Genomic DNA, 21,241 nt, shown 5'->3' with positions numbered 1-21,241 from the left:
CTCCTGCAGGGGCTAAGGGCGATTCGGTCTGTGCGAATCATTAGCGCGATCTACTGATTCGTCGACCCGTTTACCCGGTTTTTTTAAGGACTTCCTTATGAAAACGACTCAGCTACGTTTTCTTGAGAAGTTGATTCCATCTGTTAGCGAGCTCAAGAGGTCGCGTTCTTCCCTGTTCAGACGCGCGCCATTGTCCGCAATATCGTACTGTGCCCGATCTTCGTTTTCGCTCCGAACCGCCTTGTTTCTGGCTTCTGCCGCCTGCCCCAAGCGCCATGTGACAGCCTCGTCAGCAAGACCGCTCAGGTCTTCTTCGGCCTCGGCAAGTTCGGCATCTAACCCCTGGGCCGCTTCGATCTTGGCAAATTCTTCACCCAGCGTCAGGCTGGCGATTTCAAGGTTTCCAGGTTTTCGCAGACAGGGGCTGATTGCGACATGGCGAAGCGCATGCAGGTTTTCAAGGGCGTAGGGGCCCAAAGCATAGAGAATTTCATCTTGCAAGCGATCGGGCGCGTCCATGCCATACCGCAGGATCAGATCCCGCATCATCGCATGGTCGGGGTCATCACAACTCATGCGCTCAAAGCTGGTTTCAAATTCGATAATCACCGCAGGTGTGGCAATGGCACTTGCCAGGATTACGGCCTCGCGCATGGCAATGGCCGCGCGATCGTCTGCTGCTGCCAAAAGCGAGCTTTTGGTACTGGCCAGCGGTTGCGGCTCAGCCTTTGCACCCGGACGCCATTTGGCACGCGGACCATCTTTGAACCCTGCCCCAGCCTTGAAACTGCCCCCCTGGGACTTGCGCCCCCCGCGGAACAGCGCCCAGCGCATTTCCTTGATGTCTTCGCCATAGTGTTTGCGGATCGACGGATCGCGGATCAGCTTGACCTTTTCACGCAGGCTTTTATCCAACGCGGCCTTGCGTTCGGGGCTGTCGAACACCTTGCCTTCGGTTTCGCGTTGCCACAGCAACTGCACCATTGGCATGGCCTGATCCAATAACGCCTGAACCGCCTGTGGGCCTTGGCTGCGGATCAAGTCATCCGGATCCTTGCCTTCGGGCATCATCGCAAAGCGCAAGGATTTGCCTGCCTCAAGCAGCGGTAGCGCCAGATCAATCAGCCGCATCGCAGCGCGCAGGCCCGCGGTGTCACCGTCCAAGGCGATGATCGGCTCGTCCGCGATCCGCCACATCATCATCAACTGATTTTCGGTCACAGCCGTGCCCAGTGGGGCCACTGTCGCCTCAAACCCGCCATCGGCCAGCGCGATCACATCCATGTAACCCTCGGCCACCAGCAGCGGCTGCCCCTTGCCTGCAGCGGTTCGGGCGGGGGCATGATTGTACAAGCTGCGGCCCTTGTCGAATAGCTCAGTCTCAGGGGAGTTCAGGTATTTGGCGTTGTCATTGGGATCCATCGCGCGGCCACCAAAGGCAATAGCGCGACCACGGGCATCACGGATCGGGAACATGATCCGATTGCGGAACGTATCATAAGGCTTGCCAGCCTTGTTTGATGGTTTGGCCAGACCTGCGGCGATGATCAAATCCTCGGCAACGCCTTTGCCGCGCAAATGGTCCCACAGGTTCTGCCAACCGTCTGGGGCAAACCCGATCTCCCAGCGTTCCAGTGACTGCGCCGACATCCCGCGCCGGTCCAGATAGCCGCGTGCATCATGGGCCCGGCCCGTGTTCAATTGCAGACGGAAAAACTGCACCGCCTGCTCCATAACTTCAGCCAATTGGGTCCGGCGATCCTGCTTCTGCTGAGCCTTGGGATCGCGAGCGGGCATTTCCATCCCCGCCTCGGCAGCGATGATCTGAACCGCTTCCATGAAGCCAACGTTTTCAGACTCTTGCACGAATCCAATGGCATCGCCCTTAGCCTGACAGCCAAAGCAGTAATAAAAGCCCTTGCGATCATCGACGTGAAAACTGGCGGATTTTTCGTGATGGAACGGGCACGGCGCCCACATGTCGCCCTTGCCCATATTGGATTTACGCTGATCCCACATGACTTTGCGCCCGACAACCTGGCTTAGGCTGACGCGGGTGCGCAGTTCATCAAGGAATCCGGGAGGTAGTGACATGGGACCAATGTGCCAGAAAACAGGGACCATTCCAAGCCCATGACGGGCCGGGAGTGGTGTCGTTCCATTAGGTAGAGACGCAGATTATTCGGTAGCGGCCTGAGCCTGGACCTGAGCCAGACATTGTTCTTTCCAAACTGCTCCTAAGTCTTCTCTGCGGATCACTTTCATTTTCTGCTCGTAAATCCACGGTGCAACCAAAGGAATGGCTGCATTGTAATTCTCTGGCCATGTTGGCTCTGCAGCAATCAATGTTTCAGTCAGGTCACGTTCTTTGACCCGGTCCCGACGCGCCTGCTGAACCGCAGCCACCACATCTGCTTGATAACCGCAGCTTTCCTCTACGGTTTCCTCTGCCATCACAGGGGCAGTAACAACGGCGGACAATAGGGCAGCGCCCAGCACAGTGAGGATCTTCATCAGGTAGCTCCGGTGAATCAGTTGGTTCGCGCCAGACTAAAGCGCGCGCAGCCAAGTGGGAACCGGTTTTCACGGCTGGTGGTGCATGATCGCCTAGTGCCGTGCCGCAACCCCTGCCATCGCTACCTTCAAATCATGCACTAATGTCCGTGCCATAGACCGGAACACCATCACCTGAAAGGCATCCGGCCCAACCCGGGTGATCGAGGCCATCATATGTGACAGCTCGGTTCGAACGGTGTGACCCATCTTGAAACAGTGCTGCCGCAAATCCACTGGCACCAATCGCGCCAGCACGTCCTCAGCCCGATCACCCTCTAGCCGCACCACGGCCCAAGCATCGCTTTGATCCGTTATGGCTGCAAATTCTGCCAGTTCAATCGCAGCCACAGGCCCTTGCAGCAACGCCATGCCCTGCCCGAACCAAATGGCCCGCGCGCCCAACTTTTCGGTGCTGCGGTTGTTGTCTGGAAACGCTAACCCATGCGCGGCTTCCATCGCCTTGCTCAGATCGTCCCTTTGCCCTTTGTAAGGCGCAATCGACGTCATCGCCTCTGGCAGGTCCTCAAGTAGCGCGACTGATCCAAGGGTCACAGGCAGCAGCCCATCACAGGGGGTCAGTGCAATCAAATCATCCACGGGCACGGCCTCCTTCGGGATCAAAGAATACGGGGTCCACCACTTCGCAGAGCGCATCAATACCGCGCATGTGATCCACAAGGCGAACCTCGTCTCCAATGCGGTCTGGGCCATTTTTCAGGAATCCCAAGGCAACAGAATGGCCCAGAGTTGGCGAATAGCCAGATGAGGTCACATATCCCTGATCAAAGATACGTTCGACAGGATCTTCTGGATTGAACAGATGCGCGCCTGCGGTCAGTTGCTTGACTGCGCCCACAGGTTTCAAGCCAACCAACCGTTCGCGGTTTTCGTCCATCAAGCCGGGGCGGGTCGACATGGGTTTGCCGATGAAGTCTTTCTTCGTCGACATCATGCCCTGCATACCCAGATCAAAGGCTGTGACTGTTCCATTCAGCTCGGCATGGGTCAGGAAGCCTTTTTCAATGCGCAGCACGTTCAGCGCCTCCATACCATAGGCCCCACCGCCCAGTGCGTTGGCCAGCTCGACCAGTTTGCGGAACAGCGCATCGCCATAGCGTGCGGGCACTGCAATCTCATAGGCCATTTCGCCAGAGAAGGAGATGCGGAACAACCGCCCCTGCACGCCTAGGATGTCGACCGAGCCACAGGCCATGAAGGGCCAGGTCGCATCGTCGATCTGCTCTTTCAGCAGACCATTCAACAGCTCACGCGACTTGGGTCCGGCGACGGCAAACTGCGCCCATTGTTCCGTGACCGAGGTTATCTGCACATCCCATTCGGGCCGCAGCGCCTGACGGACAAATTCCAGATGCGCCATTACCTGCCCGGCTGCGGCGGTGGTGGTGGTCATCACATAGTGGTTCTCGTCCAGCCGTGCGGTGGTGCCATCATCCATGACAAACCCATCCTCGCGCAGCATCAGCCCATAGCGGGTCTTGCCCACGTTCAGCGTACTAAAAGTGTTGGTATAGACAAAATCCAGCAGCTTGGCAGCATCTGGCCCCTGAAGGTCGATCTTACCCAGGGTCGAGACATCGCAAACGCCGACATGATTGCGCACCAACCCAATCTCGCGATCGCAGGCTTGGCGCCAGTTGCTCTCGCCAGCTTTGGGAAAATAGCTGGCACGATACCACAGCCCAACCTCGATTTGTTCGGCTCCAATGTCGTTGCTGGCCCGGTGCGAGGTCAAAAACCGTTTTGGTTTGAACCCCTCGCCCGCAGCTCCTGCCCCCATTGCGGCAATAGACACCGGCGCAAAAGGTGGACGGAAGGTGGTGGTGCCGGTTTCGGGAATTGCCCGACCGGTGGCATCGGCTAGCACTGCCAGTGCTGCCACGTTTGAGTTTTTGCCCTGATCAGTGGCCATGCCTTGGGTGGTATAGCGCTTCATATGCTCGACCGAGCGAAAGTTTTCGGTTGCGGCCTGCTTCACATCCTTGACGGTGACATCGTTCTGAAAATCCAGCCAGGCACGACCCTTGCCCGGAACCGCCCACAGGGCTGTGACACGATATGGATCATCCTCAGTCTGCGGTAGCGCCGTCTCGACCGTCTTTAGCCCCAGCTCTTCGAGTGCAAGCGAAGCAGCCTCAGCCCCCTGACGCAGAGCCCCGGCGGTCGAGAATTCTCCGTTACAAGCCCCGGCACAGATTAGCCCCGGAACGGTATCCGGCGTGGGTACAAACCCGGCTATTTCCCGGTTCCACTGCGGGCGCCCGTTCAAATGACAGGTCAGGTGCAGCGATGGGTTCCAGCCCCCCGACATCGCCAGACAATCGGTCTGGATCTTTTCTTCCCCCGCAACCGAGCGCACCGTGATGCTCTCTACCCGTTTGCGGCCCGAGCTGTTGCAAACCTGCGCGCCCTTCATTACCGGGTACAAATTGCTGTCCGGCGCATCATGGCGGCTGTCCACCACCATGGCCACATGCACACCGGCGTCGACCAAATCCCGCGCAGTGCGATGGGCCTGATCGTTATTGGCAAAAACCGTCACGTTCTTCCCCGGCGCCACGCCCCAGCGGTTCAGGTAACTGCGCACCGCACCTGCGGTCATGATGCCGGGCCGGTCGTTGTTGGCAAAGGCAATGGGCCGCTCGATTGAACCAGCCGCCAACACCGCGCGCTTAGCTACAATCCGCCAGAAACACTCCCGCGGCAGACCGGCACGGCGGCTGTGGTGATGCCCGACACGCTCTAGCGCGCCGTATGTGCCCTGATCATAGACTCCGGTCACGGCAGTGCGGGTCATCAGGCGCACGTTGTCCATGTTACGCAGCTCTTCAAGCACCTCAGCTACCCAGACGGACCCGGGCTTGCCATCAATTTCTTCCAGCTCAGACAGCAAACGACCGCCCATCTGCATGTCTTCCTCGGCCAGGATCACATCCGCCCCAGCGCGCCCGGCCACCAAGGCTGCCATCAGCCCGGCTGGCCCCGAGCCAACAACCAAAAGATCACAGAAGGCATAGGCTTTCTCGCTGACATCTGGGTCCGGCTGACCCGACAAGGCCCCCAGCCCGGCGGCGCGGCGAATGATCGGCTCGTATAGTTTTTCCCAAAACGCTGAGGGCCACATGAAGGTCTTGTAATAAAACCCCGCCCCCAAAAACGGCGCGGCAAAGTCATTCACCGCCTGCACATCGTAATCGACCGAGGGCCAGCAGTTCTGGCTGCGTGCCTCCAGCCCATCAAACACCTCTTGCTGGGTGGCGCGAACATTCGGGTCCTGTTGCGCGCCGGTGCCGATCGTCACCAGCGCGTTGGGCTCCTCGCTGCCCGCCGTCAGTATTCCGCGTGGGCGGTGATACTTGAATGACCGCCCCACCAGATGCACCCCATTGGCCAACAGGGCCGAGGCCAGCGTGTCGCCCTCACCCCCCATCATGTGGCGGCCATTGAACGAGAAGGTCACCGGCTTTGCGCCCTGCAACAGCCCCTTGCCTGCGATCCTCATCGCTTGCCCCCCAGATCAGCATCCGCAGCCAGCCGGGTCGATACTACCTCGTGCGTGACAGTGTTCCGGCAGACCTCAATCCAGGCCCCACAACCCATCTCGTGATACCAAAGCTCTTTGGTTTCTCCGGCGGGGTTGTCGCGCAGGTTCACATGATCATGCCAGTCGTCTAGCCCCGCATCTACTTCGGGCCGTGCCAATGCTGCGCCTTTGACAAAGAACTCGCGACGGTCGCGCTCACCGCAATTCGGACAGGTGACTCTCATGCGACAGCCCTTTTCTTGTTCAGATGACTTCGGAGATGAGGCCCATTGGTCGAGGGGGCGGTGCCCTCAATCCGGTTCAAATCCTCAATGCAGGTTATGTTGCGCACCGGTTCCCTCCTCATCCATCAGACCATACCCATCACGGAACCGATCCAGCCTGAATTTGGTCGCCGCCCCATGCGGGCGGTCTGTTGCGATCAGATGTGCATAGGCGTTGCCCGATCCGGGGATCGCCTTGAACCCGCCGTAGCACCAGCCGCAGTTCAGATAGAGACCTTCGATGCCCGAGTGATCAATGATGGGCGAGCCATCCGGGGTCATGTCCATGATGCCACCCCAGCTGCGCAACAATTTGGCTTTGCCCAGCGCCGGGATCATCGCCAGCATGGTCTCCATCGTATGTTCCACCATCGGCAGATTGCCGCGCGCCGCATAGGAGCTGTAGAAATCCAAATAGCTGCCAAACACCAAGCCGCCCTTGTCAGACTGGCTGACGTACAGATGGCCCTCGGCAAAAGACACCACATGGTCCAACACCGGCTTGATGCCTTCGCTGACAAAGGCCTGCAACACGTGGCTTTCGATTGGCAAGCGCATCCCTGCAAGTGCAGCAACCTGCCCGGATCGGCCAGCTGCAGCCAGCGCCACCTTCTTGGCGCGGATAACACCGCGCGTGGTCTGCACGCCCTTTACCTTGCCATTTTCAATATCGATCCCGGTGACTTCGCAGTTCTGGATCAGATCCACCCCGTGCTGGTCGGCGCCACGGGCAAAACCCCAGGCCACCGCGTCATGACGCGCTGTACCGGCGCGACGCTGCAACAAGCCGCCCATAATCGGAAAGCGCGCATTGTCGTAATTGAGGATCGGCACCATTTCTCGCAGGGCATCACGACTAAGCAGCTCCGCATCATCGCCCTGGTTAATGATCGAGTTACCCCGGCGCACCATGGCGTCGCGCTGACCGTCATTGTGGTACACCATGATCTGCCCACGCTGGGACATCATCACGTTGTAATTCAGCTCTTCCTCCAGGCTCTCCCACTGTTTCAGCGAATGCGAGTAAAACTCGGAGTTGCCAGGCAGGTAATAGTTGGCACGCACGATGGTCGTATTACGTCCCACATTGCCGCCGCCTAGATAGCCCTTTTCCAGAACTGCAATATTTCTGAGCCCATGTTCCTTGGCCAGGTAGTAGGCCGTTGCCAGACCGTGGCCACCACCACCGATGATCACCACATCATATTCAGGCTTGGGCTCGGGATCCCGCCAATGGGGTGTCCAGCCTTTGTTGCCTGTCAGCCCTTCCTTGAGCACCCGCCAGCCTGAAAACCGCATGGCCACCTCCAAATTCAAATGCCGGGAAATCCACTGCCAAAATCCCTGCTGTATTGCTAACTGCTTTCGCTCATGGCTCCTACCCCTTTGGGCAAAGCCATGATGCTCTGGCATCTTCTTGCTGGCACAAGCGCATGGACTAGGCACTAATGTCTAGTGCAAAACGACGATTAAGGTCGTTCTTTGGCATTGATCCACTCTCACACCGCCTACTAGCGGGCGCCCCGCTTTAGTATATGGCACATCAAATGGCGTGCCATTTTGCCCCCTTGCGGGACCAAGCCATCATCATTCCGTGCCTTCACCTTATTGCGACCACAATACTCAACAAAACATTAATCCAATTATTAAGCCTTTTAATGTTGGAAAAGTATTATGAAAAATAGCAATCAACCAAGTTTCGTCTGGATTCTCTATGTCATTGGAATCTTCTCGGTACTGACACCATTTATTGGGGTCGGAGTGGCCTATTTCCTAAGGCGTAGAACCGATAACCCAGAGCTGCACGAGCAGTACAACCAGCAAATCAGGTGCTTTTGGCAAGCTTCAGCCGGTTGGGGCATTGCGTTTGCCATGATTGCAGCCGCATTGTATTTCCATATTCAAAATGAACAGGCAACCGGAGTGGCAACCGACAAAAAACCGGTTCTGTTCTCTGCAGCAATTTTGGTCATGTTTTTGACCCAGATTTGGTTCACAATTCGCTCGCTTTGGGGCCTGATCCGCTCGCCCAAGCGGCCAAATACATCCCGCAATGATCCCTTTGCCAAATTGGCTTATTAAGTCGCACAGCCAAGCTGAGATCCTTCTAAGCACCATCTTGCAAGTATTAGGTCTAAAAAAGGCGCGCCAAACTGGCGCGCCTTTATGTGTAGAGCCGTTAAGGCTGGATCTGGTTACAACCCTTTGGCGCGGTAGCTGCTGGCCACTTTGCCGATGGATACCAAATAAGCAGCTGTCCGCAGGTCGGTGACGTCGTCGCGGCTGTGCCAAACATCCCGCATCGACTGATAGGCAACCCGCATGGTGTCATCCAGGCCCGAGCGTACCAGCTCAAGCTCTCCCGCACCACGCAGATATTTCTGCTTAAAATCAGGGGACATTTTCCACTGACCTTCCATCACGTTCTGCAGTTCCTGTAGCTCGTCGATGACCAACTGGTGGCGCGCCTCTTCCTGACGGCGCTGCATCCGGCCAAAGCGGATGTGCGACAGGTTCTTGACCCACTCAAAGTAGGACACTGTCACACCACCAGCGTTGGCATACATGTCTGGAATGATCACAGTGCCCTTTTCGCGCAAGATTTCATCCGCACCAGCTGTGACCGGACCATTCGCAGCTTCGATGATCAGTGGGGCCTGAACACGAGCGGCATTGGATAGATTGATCACCCCTTCCAGCGCGGCGGGGACCAGAATATCACATTCAGCTTCGAGCAATGGCGAGCCATCTTCGGAATAAGTCGCGTCCGGGTAGCCCTTGACGCCGCCGTTTTGGCCGATCCACTGGCGCACCGCTTCGACGTCCAGACCATTGGCATCATATAGGCCACCATCATATTCGATGATCCCGATAATTTTAGCGCCATCTTCTTCGCTCAGGAACTTGGCGGCATGGTAGCCCACGTTACCTAGGCCCTGCACGATAACCCGCTTGCCATCCAGAGAACCGGTCATTCCGGCCTGATCCATATCACGCTGATCGCGGAAGAATTCCTGCAGTGCATACTGTACGCCACGACCAGTTGCCTCAACACGGCCTGCAATACCGCCAGCATTCAGCGGCTTACCTGTGACACAGGCCTTGGCATTGATATCGGTGGTGTTCATCCGGGCATACTGGTCGGCAATCCAGGCCATTTCACGCTCGCCCGTGCCCATATCAGGCGCCGGAACGTTTTGGCTGGGGTGGATCAGGTCGCGTTTGGCCAGCTCATAGGCAAAGCGACGGGTGATCCGCTCCAGCTCGTGCTCTTCGTACTTCCTTGGATCGATGCACAGACCACCTTTGGATCCCCCAAAGGGCGCTTCGACCAGTGCACATTTGTACGTCATCAGCGCCGCCAGCGCCTCAACCTCGTCCTGATTGACGCCCAGCGAGAAGCGAATACCGCCTTTGACCGGCTCCATATGCTCAGAGTGTACCGACCGATAACCGGTAAAAGTCTGGATCTCGCCGCGCAGGCGCACACCAAAGCGCACGGTATAAGTTGCGTTGCAAACACGGATCTTTTCTTCAAGCCCTGGCGGCAGGTCCATCAGGGCAACTGCCCGGCTGAACATCATGTCAACGCTTTCGCGGAAACTGGGTTCGTTGAGATTGCTCATTCTCTGTTCTCCCTGATGATGAGGCGACTCACCTGCATCTGTCATCTCAAGGTTATGCCTACTTATTTACAAAGTGCGACCTTTTTGAGCATTTCCTTTTCAAAAAAGCGCATAGCTGCGAATCAATTCGAATAATTCCCCATCATAGGCAACCTTCGGCACCCTCGTATTGACTACAAGCTGATCGTTAAACATCGACGATATTGCCTTAATTTTATAGTCAATTTGAACGTTAACAACACATCTTTGCCCCAATTCCGCCATCTTCATCAAGCATTAGTAAACCAACCAAATCCAACACTATCCATACGGGCCCAATGCCACTTTTTTGGGCTGGAGAGGATGATAATGCGAAATCGACTACGCGGAACGACTGCCCTATCTCAAGTTGCGGCCCACCGCTGCAAGGTCGCCCTGCGCCGGTTTGCGCAGGAAGAAGATGGTGGTGTCTTAATCAAGCCAACCATTCTTACCTTCCTGTCTATGCTGGCAGTTGGCGGGATGGGTGTTGACCTAATGCGTATGGAGCGGGACCGGACCGAGTTACAGTATACTTTGGACCGGGCCGTGCTTGCCGCCGCAGACCTGGATCAAACGCAAACCCCCGAGGCTGTTGTACTCGACTACCTGACCAAATCTGGTCTTGCTGAATATTATCAGGCTCCGACTTCGGACATCGGCTTGGGGTACCGGCGCGTATCCAGCAACATTAGTTCAAATTTCGACACACAGTTTATGAGCTTCTCAGGCGTTTCAACGATCCCCATCGCCGCAGCCTCGACTGCGGAAGAAAGCATTGATGGTCTAGAGATCTCGCTCGTGTTGGATGTGTCGGGTTCGATGCGGTCAAACAGCCGTCTGACAAACCTGAAAGTTGCTGCGAAACAGTTCGTCGACGAAATGGTGGCCAATACCACCGATGGCAAGATGTCGATCTCGATCATCCCCTACGCCACACAAGTTTCGGTTACCGAAGACTTGTTTTATCAATACAATGTTTCAGATGAACACGACTATTCCCGCTGTGTAAACTTCGGGTCGAATGACTTCTTGACGACGACCCTATCGGCCACATCGCCGCTGCAACGTACAATGCATTTCACCCCTTGGTACACAGTGGACTACCGTCCTAGTGGACAGATAATTGGTGAATATGCAGTCTGCTCGCCCTACTCTCATCGCGAGATTCTGCCGTATCAAAAAGATGCCACGGTCCTAAAATCCTTTATCGACAATCTTTCGGCCTGGGGGAACACTTCGATCGACATTGGCATGAAGTGGGGAACCACTTTGCTGGACCCAACTGCCCAGCCTGCAATCCAGGCGATGACCACCGGTGCGAGCCCGACTGTCCCTGTTGATTTTGCCGCACGACCTTCCGACTATACCGATGTCGATACCATCAAGATTGTGGTGCTCATGACTGATGGCCAGAATACATCACAGTATTATGTCGAGAGCGACCACAGAACTGGCGACTCCGAAGTCTGGTACCACACGGCCGCCAAGCAGTATTCGACCATAAAGCCCTCGACCGGACAATACAGGTGGAAAGGGTATTCATACTGGAAATCAAGCCCTTACGACGGCGCAAACTCTGACAGGCTAAGCTGGGCAAACCTATTCGCGTCAACCTCGTTAAAGTATCTGTACAAGAATATTTACTCGTGGTCGTCCTCGGCCAAGAGCGATTGGTATTATGGTGTTTATGACTACTACGGCACCAGCACCAAAGACGCCCGCACCAAGAACATCTGCGACGCCGCCAAAGCGCAGGGCATTATTGTCTATACGATCGGCTTTGAGGCCCCAAGCGGCGGACGTGCGGTATTGCAGGATTGCGCCAGCTCGGATGCGCATTTCTTTGATGTGGACGGATTGGAAATCGCAGACGCGTTTTCATCAATCGCAACATCAATCCGCCAGCTGAGGTTGACCCAATGATCAAAGAACTTCTTAGCCCCATACGTAAGTTCCGCAGTGAAGAAGATGGCAACAGCACGATTGAATTTGCGATCCTCATTCCAGCTTTCATGATGATCTTATTGTCCACTGTTGAGCTGGGAGTGATCTCGTTCCGGCAAACCATGCTGGAGCGCGCCATGGATCTAACCGTACGGGATCTGCGACTTGGGACCGGCGCAAATCCACAACACGACGATATCCGAGATTCGATCTGCTCGCGGTCGGGGGTCATCGACAGTTGCGCGACTTCCCTGCGCTTAGAGATGGTACAAGTCGACCCGTTTAACTGGACCGCAGTTGATGCAACCCCAGACTGCATCACCTCTGTCGAGGACGTTCAGCCGGTGCGCAGCTTCACCAACGGTCAATCTAACGAGCTAATGTTCCTTAGGGCCTGTATGAAATTCAAGCCCATTTTCCCGCATTGGGGTTTGGGCGAAAATATGAACCAAGACGCAGATGGCCGTGTCAGCCTGTTTGCTTCCTCAGCGTTTGTTCAGGAACCGAGGTAATCATGAAACACTTTATCACATCTCGCCTAAGGGCATTTCGTCAAGAAACCAACGGCACAGTATCGATAGAATTTGCGATCTACGCTCCAGCTCTGTTGATGCTATTCGCGGCGATCTATACCTATTTCGACGCTTTTAGACAAGAAAGTGCCAACCTCAAGGCAGCCTATACAGTTTCGGATCTGATCTCACGCGAGACCACGGCCCTAAACGACAACTACATCGACAGTATGCACAATCTGACCGAACTTCTGATCCGGTCTGACTCTGTAATCTCGCTCAGGGTCTCGGTGGTGCGCTGGGATGATGCGGACAACCGTTATTATGTCGACTGGTCGGTCGTGCGCGGCGCTGGCTTCACGGGCTGGACAGATGCAACTGTCAGCAACGTCGAAGACAATCTTCCCACCATGCCTGATCAGGAACGGGTCATACTTGTAGAAACACAAAACGACGTTGATCCCGCCTTTAATATCGGGCTGCCTCAAATGAACATCTACAACTTTGTGTTCACACGTCCCCGTTTCGCACCACAAATCGTGTATGAAGGCACGGGGTCAACTGGCGGCAGCCATGATGATGGCACCGAAGAGGTCAGTTAAAGCCGACCATCTCCAGGCTGGTTGCGCATGGCAATCATCGCGGCTAGGATTTCGGACATCGCCTTGCTTTGTGATCCAGGCGTTACCCCGCCAATACCAATCCGACGTCCAAATCGCCACCATAGCCCTGGCTGCCAGATCCGGCTGGCCGGGGTTTTGGTTTTGATCAGGAACCCGTTTGAAGGCTTGAAGGCAAAAAATCCGCGATCAATATTTTCGATATCGTCCACCCTTGCAATCACATTGCCATCGGAACAGCGAAGCTCATCTTCGGTCAATTCGATCGTAAACTGGGTTGCCTGCCACATACGGACGGCCAACCACAACGCAGCCAGTCCAACAACCAGCAGAAACGCCAGCCAACCTGCTGAAGGTGGGGTCGACAACGCGACATAAAGCACAATAGCCCCTATAACAAAAAGCATACCGACCCCCGTGTAACGGCGGGCCTCGGATGCCTTTACGGTTGCTACGATATCATCGCTCATGTCTCACTCCCCAACTTGCGCAACCTGTACAGGTGCGCGCCGGGTGTAACGTGAAACGCAGGCAACGAACAGCCCCCCACAATTGGGTAGGCCGCTCACGGCTTTAACGCTTGATCATGACCTCATATCCAGGCTCTTCGGGTTCATCATCGATGAGTTCGGATGGGAAGCCATCGGCCAGGACCTTGAGACCTGTTTCCTCCTCAAGCCGCTCGATAATGCGATCAGATTGCGCCCGTTCACCATACCGCTGCTGCCCATCCTGCATAATGCGGATCACCTCGGGTGACAGTTCCAGCGGCACATTGTTGCGTTCAGCAATTGTCTGGAACAGCCCGATATCCTTGAGTACCAAATCCATGGTGAAGTTTACATCGCGCGCTCCGGACAGGATCAACTGGCTTTCGGTTTCATGGGTGAACGAAGTACCCGAGCTGATCTTAATCGCCTCATAGGTGGTGGCCATATCCAGCCCTGTGGCCTTCATGGTCACCATGGCCTCGGCTAGGGTCAACAGGTTGGCGGTGGCCAGATAGTTGGTCATTACCTTCAGAATGCTGGCCGTGCCCAATTCACCCGTGTGCAGCACCCGACGCCCCATCAGCGTCAGCAACGGCAGCACCCGCTCAAAACTGGCGCGATCACATCCCGCAAAGATCGAGATATTGCCGGTATCGGCCCGGTGACAGCCCCCTGAAACAGGGCATTCAATCGCAGCCCCGCCCCGCTCGATCACCGCCGCGCCCAGCCTGCGCACCTCGGCCTCGTCGGTGGTCGACATCTCCATCCAAGTCTTGCCTGTCGTGACTTCGGGCAGCATGTCTTGCACAACCTCATCGCAGGCCGCCGGAGATGGCAGGCAGGTGATAACGACATCGCAGTCGCGCATCATGGCTGCTGGTGATCCGCCAGCGCGCGCACCACGATCAACAAAGTCTTGAACCAACGCGGCGTCCAGATCATGCACTGTCAGGTCAATTCCATTGCGCAGCAGGCTGCCCGATAGTTTACCTCCAACATTCCCCAGACCAATAAAGCCCACCCTTAGATTGCTTGCCATGTCGCCTCCCTGACTTTCGATGGATCCACGGCTAGCTTGCCTGCCCGACTGCTCAAAACGAAATATTATCCGGCCTGACCCACGAATTTTTTGCCGGTTCGCCAAGTGCTGGAATCTATTGCCCTGCGTTCCTTGCCTCGCTACCGTCCGCCCATGGCATGGCCCCGCAACTCCCCGCCCCAACGTGACGGCGATGCCGCAGCAGGTATCGACGTCACCGATGAATTCGAGGGCTTTGCCCAGCGTAACGACATCTTCACCCGCGCCTTTTGGGATGACCGGGTGATGTCCAAACACAGCGCCAAGTTCTTTGCCTCGTATCGAATGGAAGCCGCGCCGCGCCGTGGGGACGGATTTACCCGCCGTGATTTTGCCCTGCGCAATGCCTCGTGGCTGATCTCGGATATCGTGTCAAACCGCACTGCCGACCAGGGCATGCGTGAAGGGTTTCAGGCCCCGGTGCAGCCCGACACACCGGTGGCAGAGGACTGCGTCGAGGTTGAAGATCCCGCGCAAATGTCGGCCGAGGTGAAACGCATCGCCAAGTTCTTTGGCGCGGATCTATGTGGCATCACCGATATGGATGATCGTTGGATCTATACTGCGCGGGTCGATACCCGCGACATGTCTGGCGCGCCGCACGACCTGCCAAAAGGGTTGAACAGCGTGATCGTACTGGGCCACGAGATGGAACAGGATCTGGTTGCCACCTATCCTTCGGCTCTGGCTGGGGCGGCAACCGGGCGCGAATACAGCCACGAGGCGTCAATCGTGATGCAGCTGGCCGCCTATATCCGTAACCTCGGCTACGAGGCGGTGCCGTCGATGAACGACACCGCGCTGGTGATCCCCTATGCGGTCAAGGCAGGTCTGGGCGAATATGCCCGCAATCAGATGGTCATCACATCCGAATTTGGCCCCCGGCTGCGGTTTTCCAAGATATTCACCAACCTGCCGCTGACTCATGATACGCCCAAACCCCAGGGCGTGCGCGATTTCTGTGACATCTGCACCAAATGCGCCGACGCCTGCCCGGTGAAAGCCCTTCCCTTTGGCCCGCCCGAAGTCGGCGGCGACAATATCTCGGCCATCAAGGGCGTGCGCAAGTGGACCTCGGACGCCGAGAAATGCTTCTCGTTCTGGGCTAAGCTATCGTCAGATTGCGCCATTTGCATGCGGGTCTGCCCGTTCAACCGCGACTACAGCAAGCGCCGTCACCGGCTGTGGCTGCGCCTGGCTTTGTCGCCACTGCGGCAACTGGCGCTAAGGCTTGCCAAAACCCACGGAGCCCGTCAAAAACCGGGGGAATGGTGGGCCCGTAGCAAATCCTGACACGGCCCAGCCAACCAGCACTTGAAAGCCAGATGACAGACACGCCCCGCATCGCCCTGATCACCGCGCACGGCCAACCCTCGGCCCCAGAGCCGCCCGAGGCTGCGCTGGCGCAACTGGCGGCAGACGTGCAGGAGCTCCTGCCCGACTGGGACATTCGCTCAGCCACCCTGTCCGCGCCCGGACGGCTTGAGGCCGAACTTGTCGAAGGCGCCGTGGTCTATCCCTTTTTCATGGCCCAGGGCTGGTTTGTTGGCAAGGTGCTACCCAAGCGGTTGGGTGACATTATCCACCAAATGACCCGCCCCTTTGGGCTGGACCCAGCCCTGCCCCCCTTGGTTGCTGACGCAATCAATAGCAAAGTCGCAGAGCACGGCTGGGGGAACCAGAGCTACGACCTGCTGCTGGCCGCGCACGGATCCGCCCGCGGCCCTAAGGCCGCACAGGCCACCAATGACTTTGCCGCCGCCCTACGCCCGTTGTTGCCACTGGCCAAAATCAGCACCAGCTTTGTCGAACAAGACCCAACCATAGAAAGCGCGGCCCGCGCACTGGGGCGCCGCGCACTGTGCCTGCCCTTTTTCGCACAACTCGGCGACCACAGCCGTAACGACATCCCCAAGGCGCTTGGTGCTGCCAGCTTCACTGGTCATCTGTTGCCCGTCGCAGGCGCATTGCCCAGCGTGGCCAACCTTATTGCAAATGCAATTGCAAACACGCCGACACCCAAAGCCTGATCCACAAAAAATTCCACCTATCCTAGCTCCAAAGGCGATTGCCCCCTTGCGCGTCTGTGAAGCTTATGATTAATCACGGCTCACACCATAGGCGGCGAGTTGGCGGAGTGGTGACGCAGCGGATTGCAAATCCGTGTACACCGGTTCGATTCCGGTACTCGCCTCCATTTATTTTCGGCAACTTAACTAAACCCACCACTCAATACGAGTGCACGCATATGGCGCTAGGGGACACATAGGGGACATTACCAACACGGTAGCTTCGAACTCAGGCAAATTCGGCAATCTCTAAAGTCTCTCAAAATGCCTTCGCAGTGTAATCGCGTACCGCACTCGTCACCGCAAGACCACTAAGGCGACTTGGTCGCCGATGGAACTTCGATTGTACCCCCTCCCGCACGTGAGAGAGCGTCCCTGTGAGCCGTTTTCGTTCGCTGCAATTTCCTGAAGATTGTCAGAACGACAAAACACAGCTAACGCAGCGAACCAAAGAGGGAATTACCAGGACCAGCATTCGTCGTTTGGGGCTCGAAGCCGCCTTGCGGCGACGCAGCGCCCGTTTCGGCCGCCTAGCCAGGACCTGCGTCCCCACAAGTGACCGCAGCCAGCCCAAACACGACGTTCGTGCTGGGTGCAGCATGACGTGGTATATCAAGCACAAAGGGCGGATTGCTGACATTTGCTGCTATCTGTTCCAAAGTCTGCTTTGTGCAAACGTAGACTTTGCAAAGCTGAGCTCCTGTTGCCACTGATCGCCCCCTCCGCAAAGGCTGCTATAGTTAGCTAATCGAAGCGGTAAAGAGATGCTCCAAATTTGCCTGATTGTGAGTTTTTGTGTATAATTAACGTCTGGAGGCGTCAGTTGTTTAGGTTGGTCGTATCGATAGTTCTTGCGTTTATATTGCCTGATAACGCGCGTGCTGAAACACTTTTCGATGCCGCGCGACGTGGAGATGTGGCAACCGTAAAATCGCTCCTGGATTCAGGTGCTTTTGTTGACGAAGCCGGTCGAAATTCTGCGACACCGTTGATCGCAGCAACATTAGAAGGAAAATCGGATGTCGCGTTTCTATTGATTGAAGCAGGAGCAAACGTGATGGCCCGCAATGATGGTGGGTTTACCGCACTTCACGCCGCCAGCTACGCCGGACACACCGACATCGCGCAACGACTTCTGGCAAATGGTGCGAATCTGGAAGACGATGAAAACGTTTCTGGTCAAACCCCCATTTTTATGGCTGGAGAAGAAGGTCATGCCAATCTTACGGAATTTCTCCTTCTGCGTGGGGCAGACGCTTCAGTGATCGACCGTGACGGTTTCAGTGTTCTCACGCAGACTTGGGCAAAGCGCCACTTCCAGATCGTGAGGCTCTTGAAGGAACATGGTGCCGTCTGCCAGTCGGCTGAAATACTGGGTAGCGAAGATTTCCATCGACAGTGTGTTCAAGCAGGTCAGTAAATGGAGATACGAATATGAAAAGATTAGTAAGTTTGTTAGGAGGTCTGACGATTTCCATTCTGACCTGGTCAGCGACGTTAGCGGATCCGGTCAACACTGGTCCATTTGGCGGCGTTGCAATCAAAGGCTACGATACGGTAGCTTATTTCACCAAAGGTCGCGCGATGAAGGGCAGTGAAGATTTCACCTATGAATGGCTTGGTACGCCTTGGCAATTTGCCAATGAGAACCACCGTCGGCTTTTTGTTGAGAACCCAGTCAAATACGCCCCGCAATACGGCGGTTTCTGCACCCTGGGAATAGCCATAGATGGTCATGCGGCAGAAAATATTGACCCTGTAAACTCCTGGCGGATTATCGAAGGAAAGCTGTATTTCGTCTACGATCCGACCTATGTCGAAGTACTTGATGGAGAGTACGGTGACGATATGATCGCTCAGGCTGAAACGAACTGGCCAGAAGCGAAGTTGCAGATCGAAACCCAATCCTTGAATTGAGTTTGCTTCACTCCGGCGAGAAGTTGAATACCATGTTGGCATTCACGAATGTGTAAGAAAACTCCGGAACGTCCGAGATGTAGATAGGACCGCAGAACGAGCGATTAAGTAGTAGAGAATCGTGTTGCAGGCAAAGACGGTTGCCGTCCACTTTGGCCGCTCCTGTTGAAAAAACGGTGTTGGTTCGAAGCGCAACTGTTCCGTTTTCCGATGTTTGCATAACAGCGGGCCCAGTATCGACAAATTCACCTGACCATAGCCTACCGAACGTGAGTGCTTCAATTTCAGCCTTCGCGAGAGATTGGCGGGGGCCTGGGTCAAAACCGTATGGCCATTTGGGCAGCCCGGCGAGACTTAGAGCTTCTAAGATGCGTTCAAGGTCTTCGGAATGTCTGAAATGGTCTAGGGTTATGCGTAAGAGCTCAACACTAAGGTTAGGCCCCACTCGCAAAGCTTCTTCTATTGTCTTGCGCGCGTCATCTGCATTCCCGGCGAGCGCCTGTGCCGCGGCGAGAATTGCGTTGAAATCGTCAACATCGGATGACACCGACCGCGCAACCTCCAGGATTTCCACTGCCTGTTCCGGCTGTCCATCCAGCATGTATGACATACTGGCTGTAAGGCGCACACTTAACGGAAGACGGGGATCAAGGCGTAGAGCTGACTGGAAAGCAGAAATCGCACCTTTATGTTGGCCATCAAACGTCAGGGCCAAACTGAGCGCCGCGTGCGCTGTTGCCTCTCCGGGAGCAATTTCAACTGCGCTCTGCGCCGAGTTGACAGCGGTATCATGCTGACCATCAACAGTTTGTAGTTCAGCTAGAACTGTCAGCGGCAATGCGGCATCTGGGTCAATTTTCAAAGCTTGCCCTGCATGCTCATATGCGAGCGTTCGGGCCATTGGAAATGCTAGAATATCGTCATAACTCTGGCGCATGATGTAGGCTTCCAACTTGGCCTGAGCGGCAAAGGCTCGCGCAAACTTAGGGTCAATTTGGGTCGCCTCTGAATAGTATTTCAACGCCTCTCGAAGTCGTGGTCGAAATCCGCTCCGCACCGCCTCTTCAGCGCGCAGGTACTTATCATAGGCTTCCAGATCCTCGGTGGGAAGTTTTGCAATCCTCGTTCTTTCACCAGAGGTCAGTTCTATTGCAAGGCTTTCTACGATTTTTTGAATGACCGCATCTTGCGCCAAGAACATCTGGGATGTGTTTCGATCCAGCCTGTCCGCCCAGAGATTGCGACCCGAACTTGCATCGACTAGCTGTACATTGATCCGCAGGCTCTCGCCCGCACGCCTGACGCTACCGGTAAGGAGGAATTGCGCACCTAGTTCTTTTCCAATGTTGGCGAGGTTTTCGATCTTACCTCTATATGCAAACGCCGTGTTTCTCGAAATGACCACAAGACCTGAAATACTGGACAAATCCGTGATTAAATCGTCGGTCAGCCCGTTGACAAAGTACTCGTCGTCCAAAGAGGCGCTATTGTTCTCAAACGGCAGTACTGCCAGAGTGGGTATGGACGCCGTTTTCGTCGCTTCGGTGTGCCATAGCGTATGCCATTCGTTAGGAACGATAAACTGCACCAAGAAATAACCGGCAGCGAGTACCACGAAAGCCACTGTCCCAGGCAACAACCACTTTGGGGGGCCACTTTTGATCCTAGCGGCACCCATTCCTGGCTCAATTTCAACACGATAAACCTCTATCGGGTCAGGTATGTTCTTTACAGTTTTTGGGCCAAGCGCCTCAAAATTTTTCCCAATTTTGCCATCGCAATACTCGAAAACGGCGCGAGAAATGTAGATGCCGCCAGGATCTGCCAACGCTTCCAGCCGAGATGCAACATTAACTCCTTCGCCATAGATGTCGTCGTCTTCTAAGATGAGGTCACCGACGTTGATGCCGATGCGGAGTTGTAAGGTGCGATGTGGTTTCGAATTCCGGTTCCCTCTTGAAATTGCCGTTTGCAAGTCGATCGCACATTCAACAGCGTCAATTGCGCTGGCAAACTCAATAAGTGCCCCGTCTCCAAGCAGTTTTACAATGCGACCATTGTGTTTGGAAACACTCGGTTCCACAAGCGTGGTGCGAAGTCTCGACCAGCGCTTGAAGGTCCCGGTCTCGTCCGCGGCCATCATTCGACTATAGCCAACAATGTCTGCAACGAGGATCGCAGTCAGACGACGCTCCAAAACAAATTCCCTTTCATGCAAGCTTGTCAGCAGGTTTTGAAGGAAGCGGTTTTAGTTACCAATATAGGCTTTCAATGTAGGTTCCACACCTTCTGAAACCAGACCATTGAGGTGTTAGCAATCCGACCAAGCAAAAAGCATGGATAGTAAGATTCTGTTGTAACGACCGAATTGAAGGTTCGCAAAATTGGACACAGCGCATCTAACCCCAAATCGGTTATTTGGAGTTTTGCAAAAAACGTCAGCTGAGCACTCTTTATGCTTGAGCGGGCTGATTGCGCTGTTGATAAACAATAAGTCCGTTTTGGGCTTATTCTGTTGAAAAACTCACGGTTTTGGCGGCACTACATCACAGGATGAATGGCTTCCAACTCGATTTCACGGG

The 21,241-nt window shown here is 55.5% G+C and carries 18 protein-coding genes and 1 tRNA gene; 9 read left to right on the top strand and 10 right to left on the bottom strand.

The genetic code is table 11. The features are described from left to right. Window positions 1-108 precede the first annotated feature (108 nt). The 6 genes from dnaG to AC2T28_RS19510 form a co-directional block, all read right to left on the bottom strand. On the bottom strand, window positions 109-2,094 hold the full coding sequence (dnaG, locus tag AC2T28_RS19535; RefSeq protein WP_486750331.1) for a DNA primase: 1,986 nt from the start codon (window positions 2,092-2,094) through the stop codon (window positions 109-111). 84 nt (window positions 2,095-2,178) lie between these two features. Further along, window positions 2,179-2,514, bottom strand: a complete 336-nt coding sequence (locus AC2T28_RS19530) for a hypothetical protein (RefSeq protein ID WP_486750330.1) — start codon at window positions 2,512-2,514, stop codon at window positions 2,179-2,181. A 93-nt stretch (window positions 2,515-2,607) separates the two neighbouring features. Further along, entirely contained in the window at window positions 2,608-3,153 is a 546-nt protein-coding gene (locus AC2T28_RS19525; RefSeq protein WP_486750329.1) for a sarcosine oxidase subunit gamma, read from the bottom strand. Beyond that, entirely contained in the window at window positions 3,146-6,076 is a 2,931-nt protein-coding gene (locus tag AC2T28_RS19520; RefSeq protein WP_486750328.1) for a sarcosine oxidase subunit alpha family protein, read from the bottom strand. The genes AC2T28_RS19525 and AC2T28_RS19520 overlap by 8 nt, the downstream gene beginning before the upstream one ends. Then, complete coding sequence (locus AC2T28_RS19515; RefSeq protein WP_486750327.1) at window positions 6,073-6,342, bottom strand: sarcosine oxidase subunit delta; 270 nt, start codon at window positions 6,340-6,342, stop codon at window positions 6,073-6,075. The genes AC2T28_RS19520 and AC2T28_RS19515 overlap by 4 nt, the downstream gene beginning before the upstream one ends. An 84-nt stretch (window positions 6,343-6,426) precedes the next feature. Then, window positions 6,427-7,680: a sarcosine oxidase subunit beta family protein gene (locus AC2T28_RS19510; protein ID WP_486750326.1), complete on the bottom strand. Its 1,254-nt coding sequence runs from the start codon at window positions 7,678-7,680 to the stop codon at window positions 6,427-6,429. A gap of 375 nt (window positions 7,681-8,055) precedes the next feature. Between AC2T28_RS19510 and AC2T28_RS19505 the strand changes: the two genes are divergently transcribed. Then, complete coding sequence (locus AC2T28_RS19505) at window positions 8,056-8,463, top strand: hypothetical protein (RefSeq protein WP_486750325.1); 408 nt, start codon at window positions 8,056-8,058, stop codon at window positions 8,461-8,463. Window positions 8,464-8,576: 113 nt separating this feature from the next. Here the strand turns inward: AC2T28_RS19505 and AC2T28_RS19500 are convergent, their stop codons facing one another. Further along, the gene (locus AC2T28_RS19500; RefSeq protein WP_486750324.1) at window positions 8,577-10,007 is read right to left on the bottom strand and encodes a Glu/Leu/Phe/Val family dehydrogenase; all 1,431 of its coding nucleotides are present in this window, start codon (window positions 10,005-10,007) and stop codon (window positions 8,577-8,579) included. A gap of 348 nt (window positions 10,008-10,355) precedes the next feature. On the opposite strand from AC2T28_RS19500, the gene AC2T28_RS19495 reads away from it, so the two are divergent. The 3 genes from AC2T28_RS19495 to AC2T28_RS19485 are packed head-to-tail and all read left to right on the top strand — an operon-like array spanning window position 10,356 to window position 13,086. Then, the gene (locus tag AC2T28_RS19495) at window positions 10,356-11,951 is read left to right on the top strand and encodes a TadE/TadG family type IV pilus assembly protein (RefSeq protein ID WP_486750323.1); all 1,596 of its coding nucleotides are present in this window, start codon (window positions 10,356-10,358) and stop codon (window positions 11,949-11,951) included. After that, window positions 11,948-12,484 carry a TadE/TadG family type IV pilus assembly protein gene (locus AC2T28_RS19490; RefSeq protein WP_486750322.1) on the top strand — a complete coding sequence of 179 codons (537 nt, stop codon included), beginning with the start codon at window positions 11,948-11,950 and terminating at the stop codon, window positions 12,482-12,484. The genes AC2T28_RS19495 and AC2T28_RS19490 overlap by 4 nt, the downstream gene beginning before the upstream one ends. 2 nt (window positions 12,485-12,486) lie before the next feature. Further along, window positions 12,487-13,086, top strand: coding sequence for a TadE/TadG family type IV pilus assembly protein (locus AC2T28_RS19485; RefSeq protein WP_486750321.1), 600 nt, complete (start codon window positions 12,487-12,489; stop codon window positions 13,084-13,086). Here AC2T28_RS19485 and AC2T28_RS19480 read toward each other — a convergent pair. Together AC2T28_RS19480 and AC2T28_RS19475 are read right to left on the bottom strand one after the other, a co-directional pair. Next, entirely contained in the window at window positions 13,083-13,574 is a 492-nt protein-coding gene (locus AC2T28_RS19480; protein ID WP_486750320.1) for a hypothetical protein, read from the bottom strand. The two genes, AC2T28_RS19485 and AC2T28_RS19480, sit on opposite strands and share 4 nt — an antisense overlap. Before the next feature lie 103 nt (window positions 13,575-13,677). Continuing rightward, window positions 13,678-14,634, bottom strand: coding sequence for an NAD(P)-dependent oxidoreductase (locus AC2T28_RS19475; protein WP_486750319.1), 957 nt, complete (start codon window positions 14,632-14,634; stop codon window positions 13,678-13,680). A gap of 153 nt (window positions 14,635-14,787) precedes the next feature. Between AC2T28_RS19475 and AC2T28_RS19470 the strand changes: the two genes are divergently transcribed. The 5 genes from AC2T28_RS19470 (at window position 14,788) to AC2T28_RS19450 (ending at window position 18,659) form a co-directional block, all read left to right on the top strand. Then, window positions 14,788-15,966: a 4Fe-4S double cluster binding domain-containing protein gene (locus tag AC2T28_RS19470; RefSeq protein ID WP_486750318.1), complete on the top strand. Its 1,179-nt coding sequence runs from the start codon at window positions 14,788-14,790 to the stop codon at window positions 15,964-15,966. 32 nt (window positions 15,967-15,998) lie between these two features. Further along, on the top strand, window positions 15,999-16,703 hold the full coding sequence (locus AC2T28_RS19465) for a CbiX/SirB N-terminal domain-containing protein (protein ID WP_486750317.1): 705 nt from the start codon (window positions 15,999-16,001) through the stop codon (window positions 16,701-16,703). A gap of 93 nt (window positions 16,704-16,796) precedes the next feature. Next, window positions 16,797-16,870 (top strand) — tRNA-Cys (locus AC2T28_RS19460). Window positions 16,871-17,517: 647 nt separating this feature from the next. Continuing rightward, a complete protein-coding gene (locus tag AC2T28_RS19455; RefSeq protein WP_486750316.1) occupies window positions 17,518-18,162 on the top strand; it encodes an ankyrin repeat domain-containing protein in 645 nt (214 codons plus the stop codon). A gap of 14 nt (window positions 18,163-18,176) precedes the next feature. Further along, on the top strand, window positions 18,177-18,659 hold the full coding sequence (locus tag AC2T28_RS19450; RefSeq protein ID WP_486750315.1) for a YHS domain-containing (seleno)protein: 483 nt from the start codon (window positions 18,177-18,179) through the stop codon (window positions 18,657-18,659). 7 nt (window positions 18,660-18,666) lie between these two features. On the opposite strand, the gene AC2T28_RS19445 is transcribed toward AC2T28_RS19450, so the two are convergent. Continuing rightward, a complete protein-coding gene (locus tag AC2T28_RS19445) occupies window positions 18,667-20,856 on the bottom strand; it encodes an adenylate/guanylate cyclase domain-containing protein (protein ID WP_486750314.1) in 2,190 nt (729 codons plus the stop codon). Window positions 20,857-21,241: the final 385 nt, after the last annotated feature.

This window comes from Parasedimentitalea nitratireducens (assembly GCF_057444295.1).
Note: the sequence above shows the minus strand (reverse complement) of the source record. Positions and strands in the feature narration are given on the sequence as shown.

Excerpts from the sequence above, each read along its gene's own strand:
- AC2T28_RS19520 (WP_486750328.1), bottom strand. The coding sequence starts at position 6,076 with ATGAGGATCGCAGGCAAGGGGCTGTTGCAGGGCGCAAAGCCGGTGACC.
- AC2T28_RS19465 (WP_486750317.1), top strand. The coding sequence starts at position 15,999 with ATGACAGACACGCCCCGCATCGCCCTGATCACCGCGCACGGCCAACCC.
- AC2T28_RS19530 (WP_486750330.1), bottom strand. The coding sequence starts at position 2,514 with ATGAAGATCCTCACTGTGCTGGGCGCTGCCCTATTGTCCGCCGTTGTT.
- AC2T28_RS19505 (WP_486750325.1), top strand. The coding sequence starts at position 8,056 with ATGAAAAATAGCAATCAACCAAGTTTCGTCTGGATTCTCTATGTCATT.
- AC2T28_RS19515 (WP_486750327.1), bottom strand. The coding sequence starts at position 6,342 with ATGAGAGTCACCTGTCCGAATTGCGGTGAGCGCGACCGTCGCGAGTTC.
- AC2T28_RS19485 (WP_486750321.1), top strand. The coding sequence starts at position 12,487 with ATGAAACACTTTATCACATCTCGCCTAAGGGCATTTCGTCAAGAAACC.
- AC2T28_RS19500 (WP_486750324.1), bottom strand. The coding sequence starts at position 10,007 with ATGAGCAATCTCAACGAACCCAGTTTCCGCGAAAGCGTTGACATGATG.
- AC2T28_RS19470 (WP_486750318.1), top strand. The coding sequence starts at position 14,788 with ATGGCATGGCCCCGCAACTCCCCGCCCCAACGTGACGGCGATGCCGCA.
- AC2T28_RS19450 (WP_486750315.1), top strand. The coding sequence starts at position 18,177 with ATGAAAAGATTAGTAAGTTTGTTAGGAGGTCTGACGATTTCCATTCTG.
- AC2T28_RS19495 (WP_486750323.1), top strand. The coding sequence starts at position 10,356 with ATGCGAAATCGACTACGCGGAACGACTGCCCTATCTCAAGTTGCGGCC.
- AC2T28_RS19475 (WP_486750319.1), bottom strand. The coding sequence starts at position 14,634 with ATGGCAAGCAATCTAAGGGTGGGCTTTATTGGTCTGGGGAATGTTGGA.
- AC2T28_RS19490 (WP_486750322.1), top strand. The coding sequence starts at position 11,948 with ATGATCAAAGAACTTCTTAGCCCCATACGTAAGTTCCGCAGTGAAGAA.
- AC2T28_RS19480 (WP_486750320.1), bottom strand. The coding sequence starts at position 13,574 with ATGAGCGATGATATCGTAGCAACCGTAAAGGCATCCGAGGCCCGCCGT.
- AC2T28_RS19510 (WP_486750326.1), bottom strand. The coding sequence starts at position 7,680 with ATGCGGTTTTCAGGCTGGCGGGTGCTCAAGGAAGGGCTGACAGGCAAC.
- dnaG (WP_486750331.1), bottom strand. The coding sequence starts at position 2,094 with ATGTCACTACCTCCCGGATTCCTTGATGAACTGCGCACCCGCGTCAGC.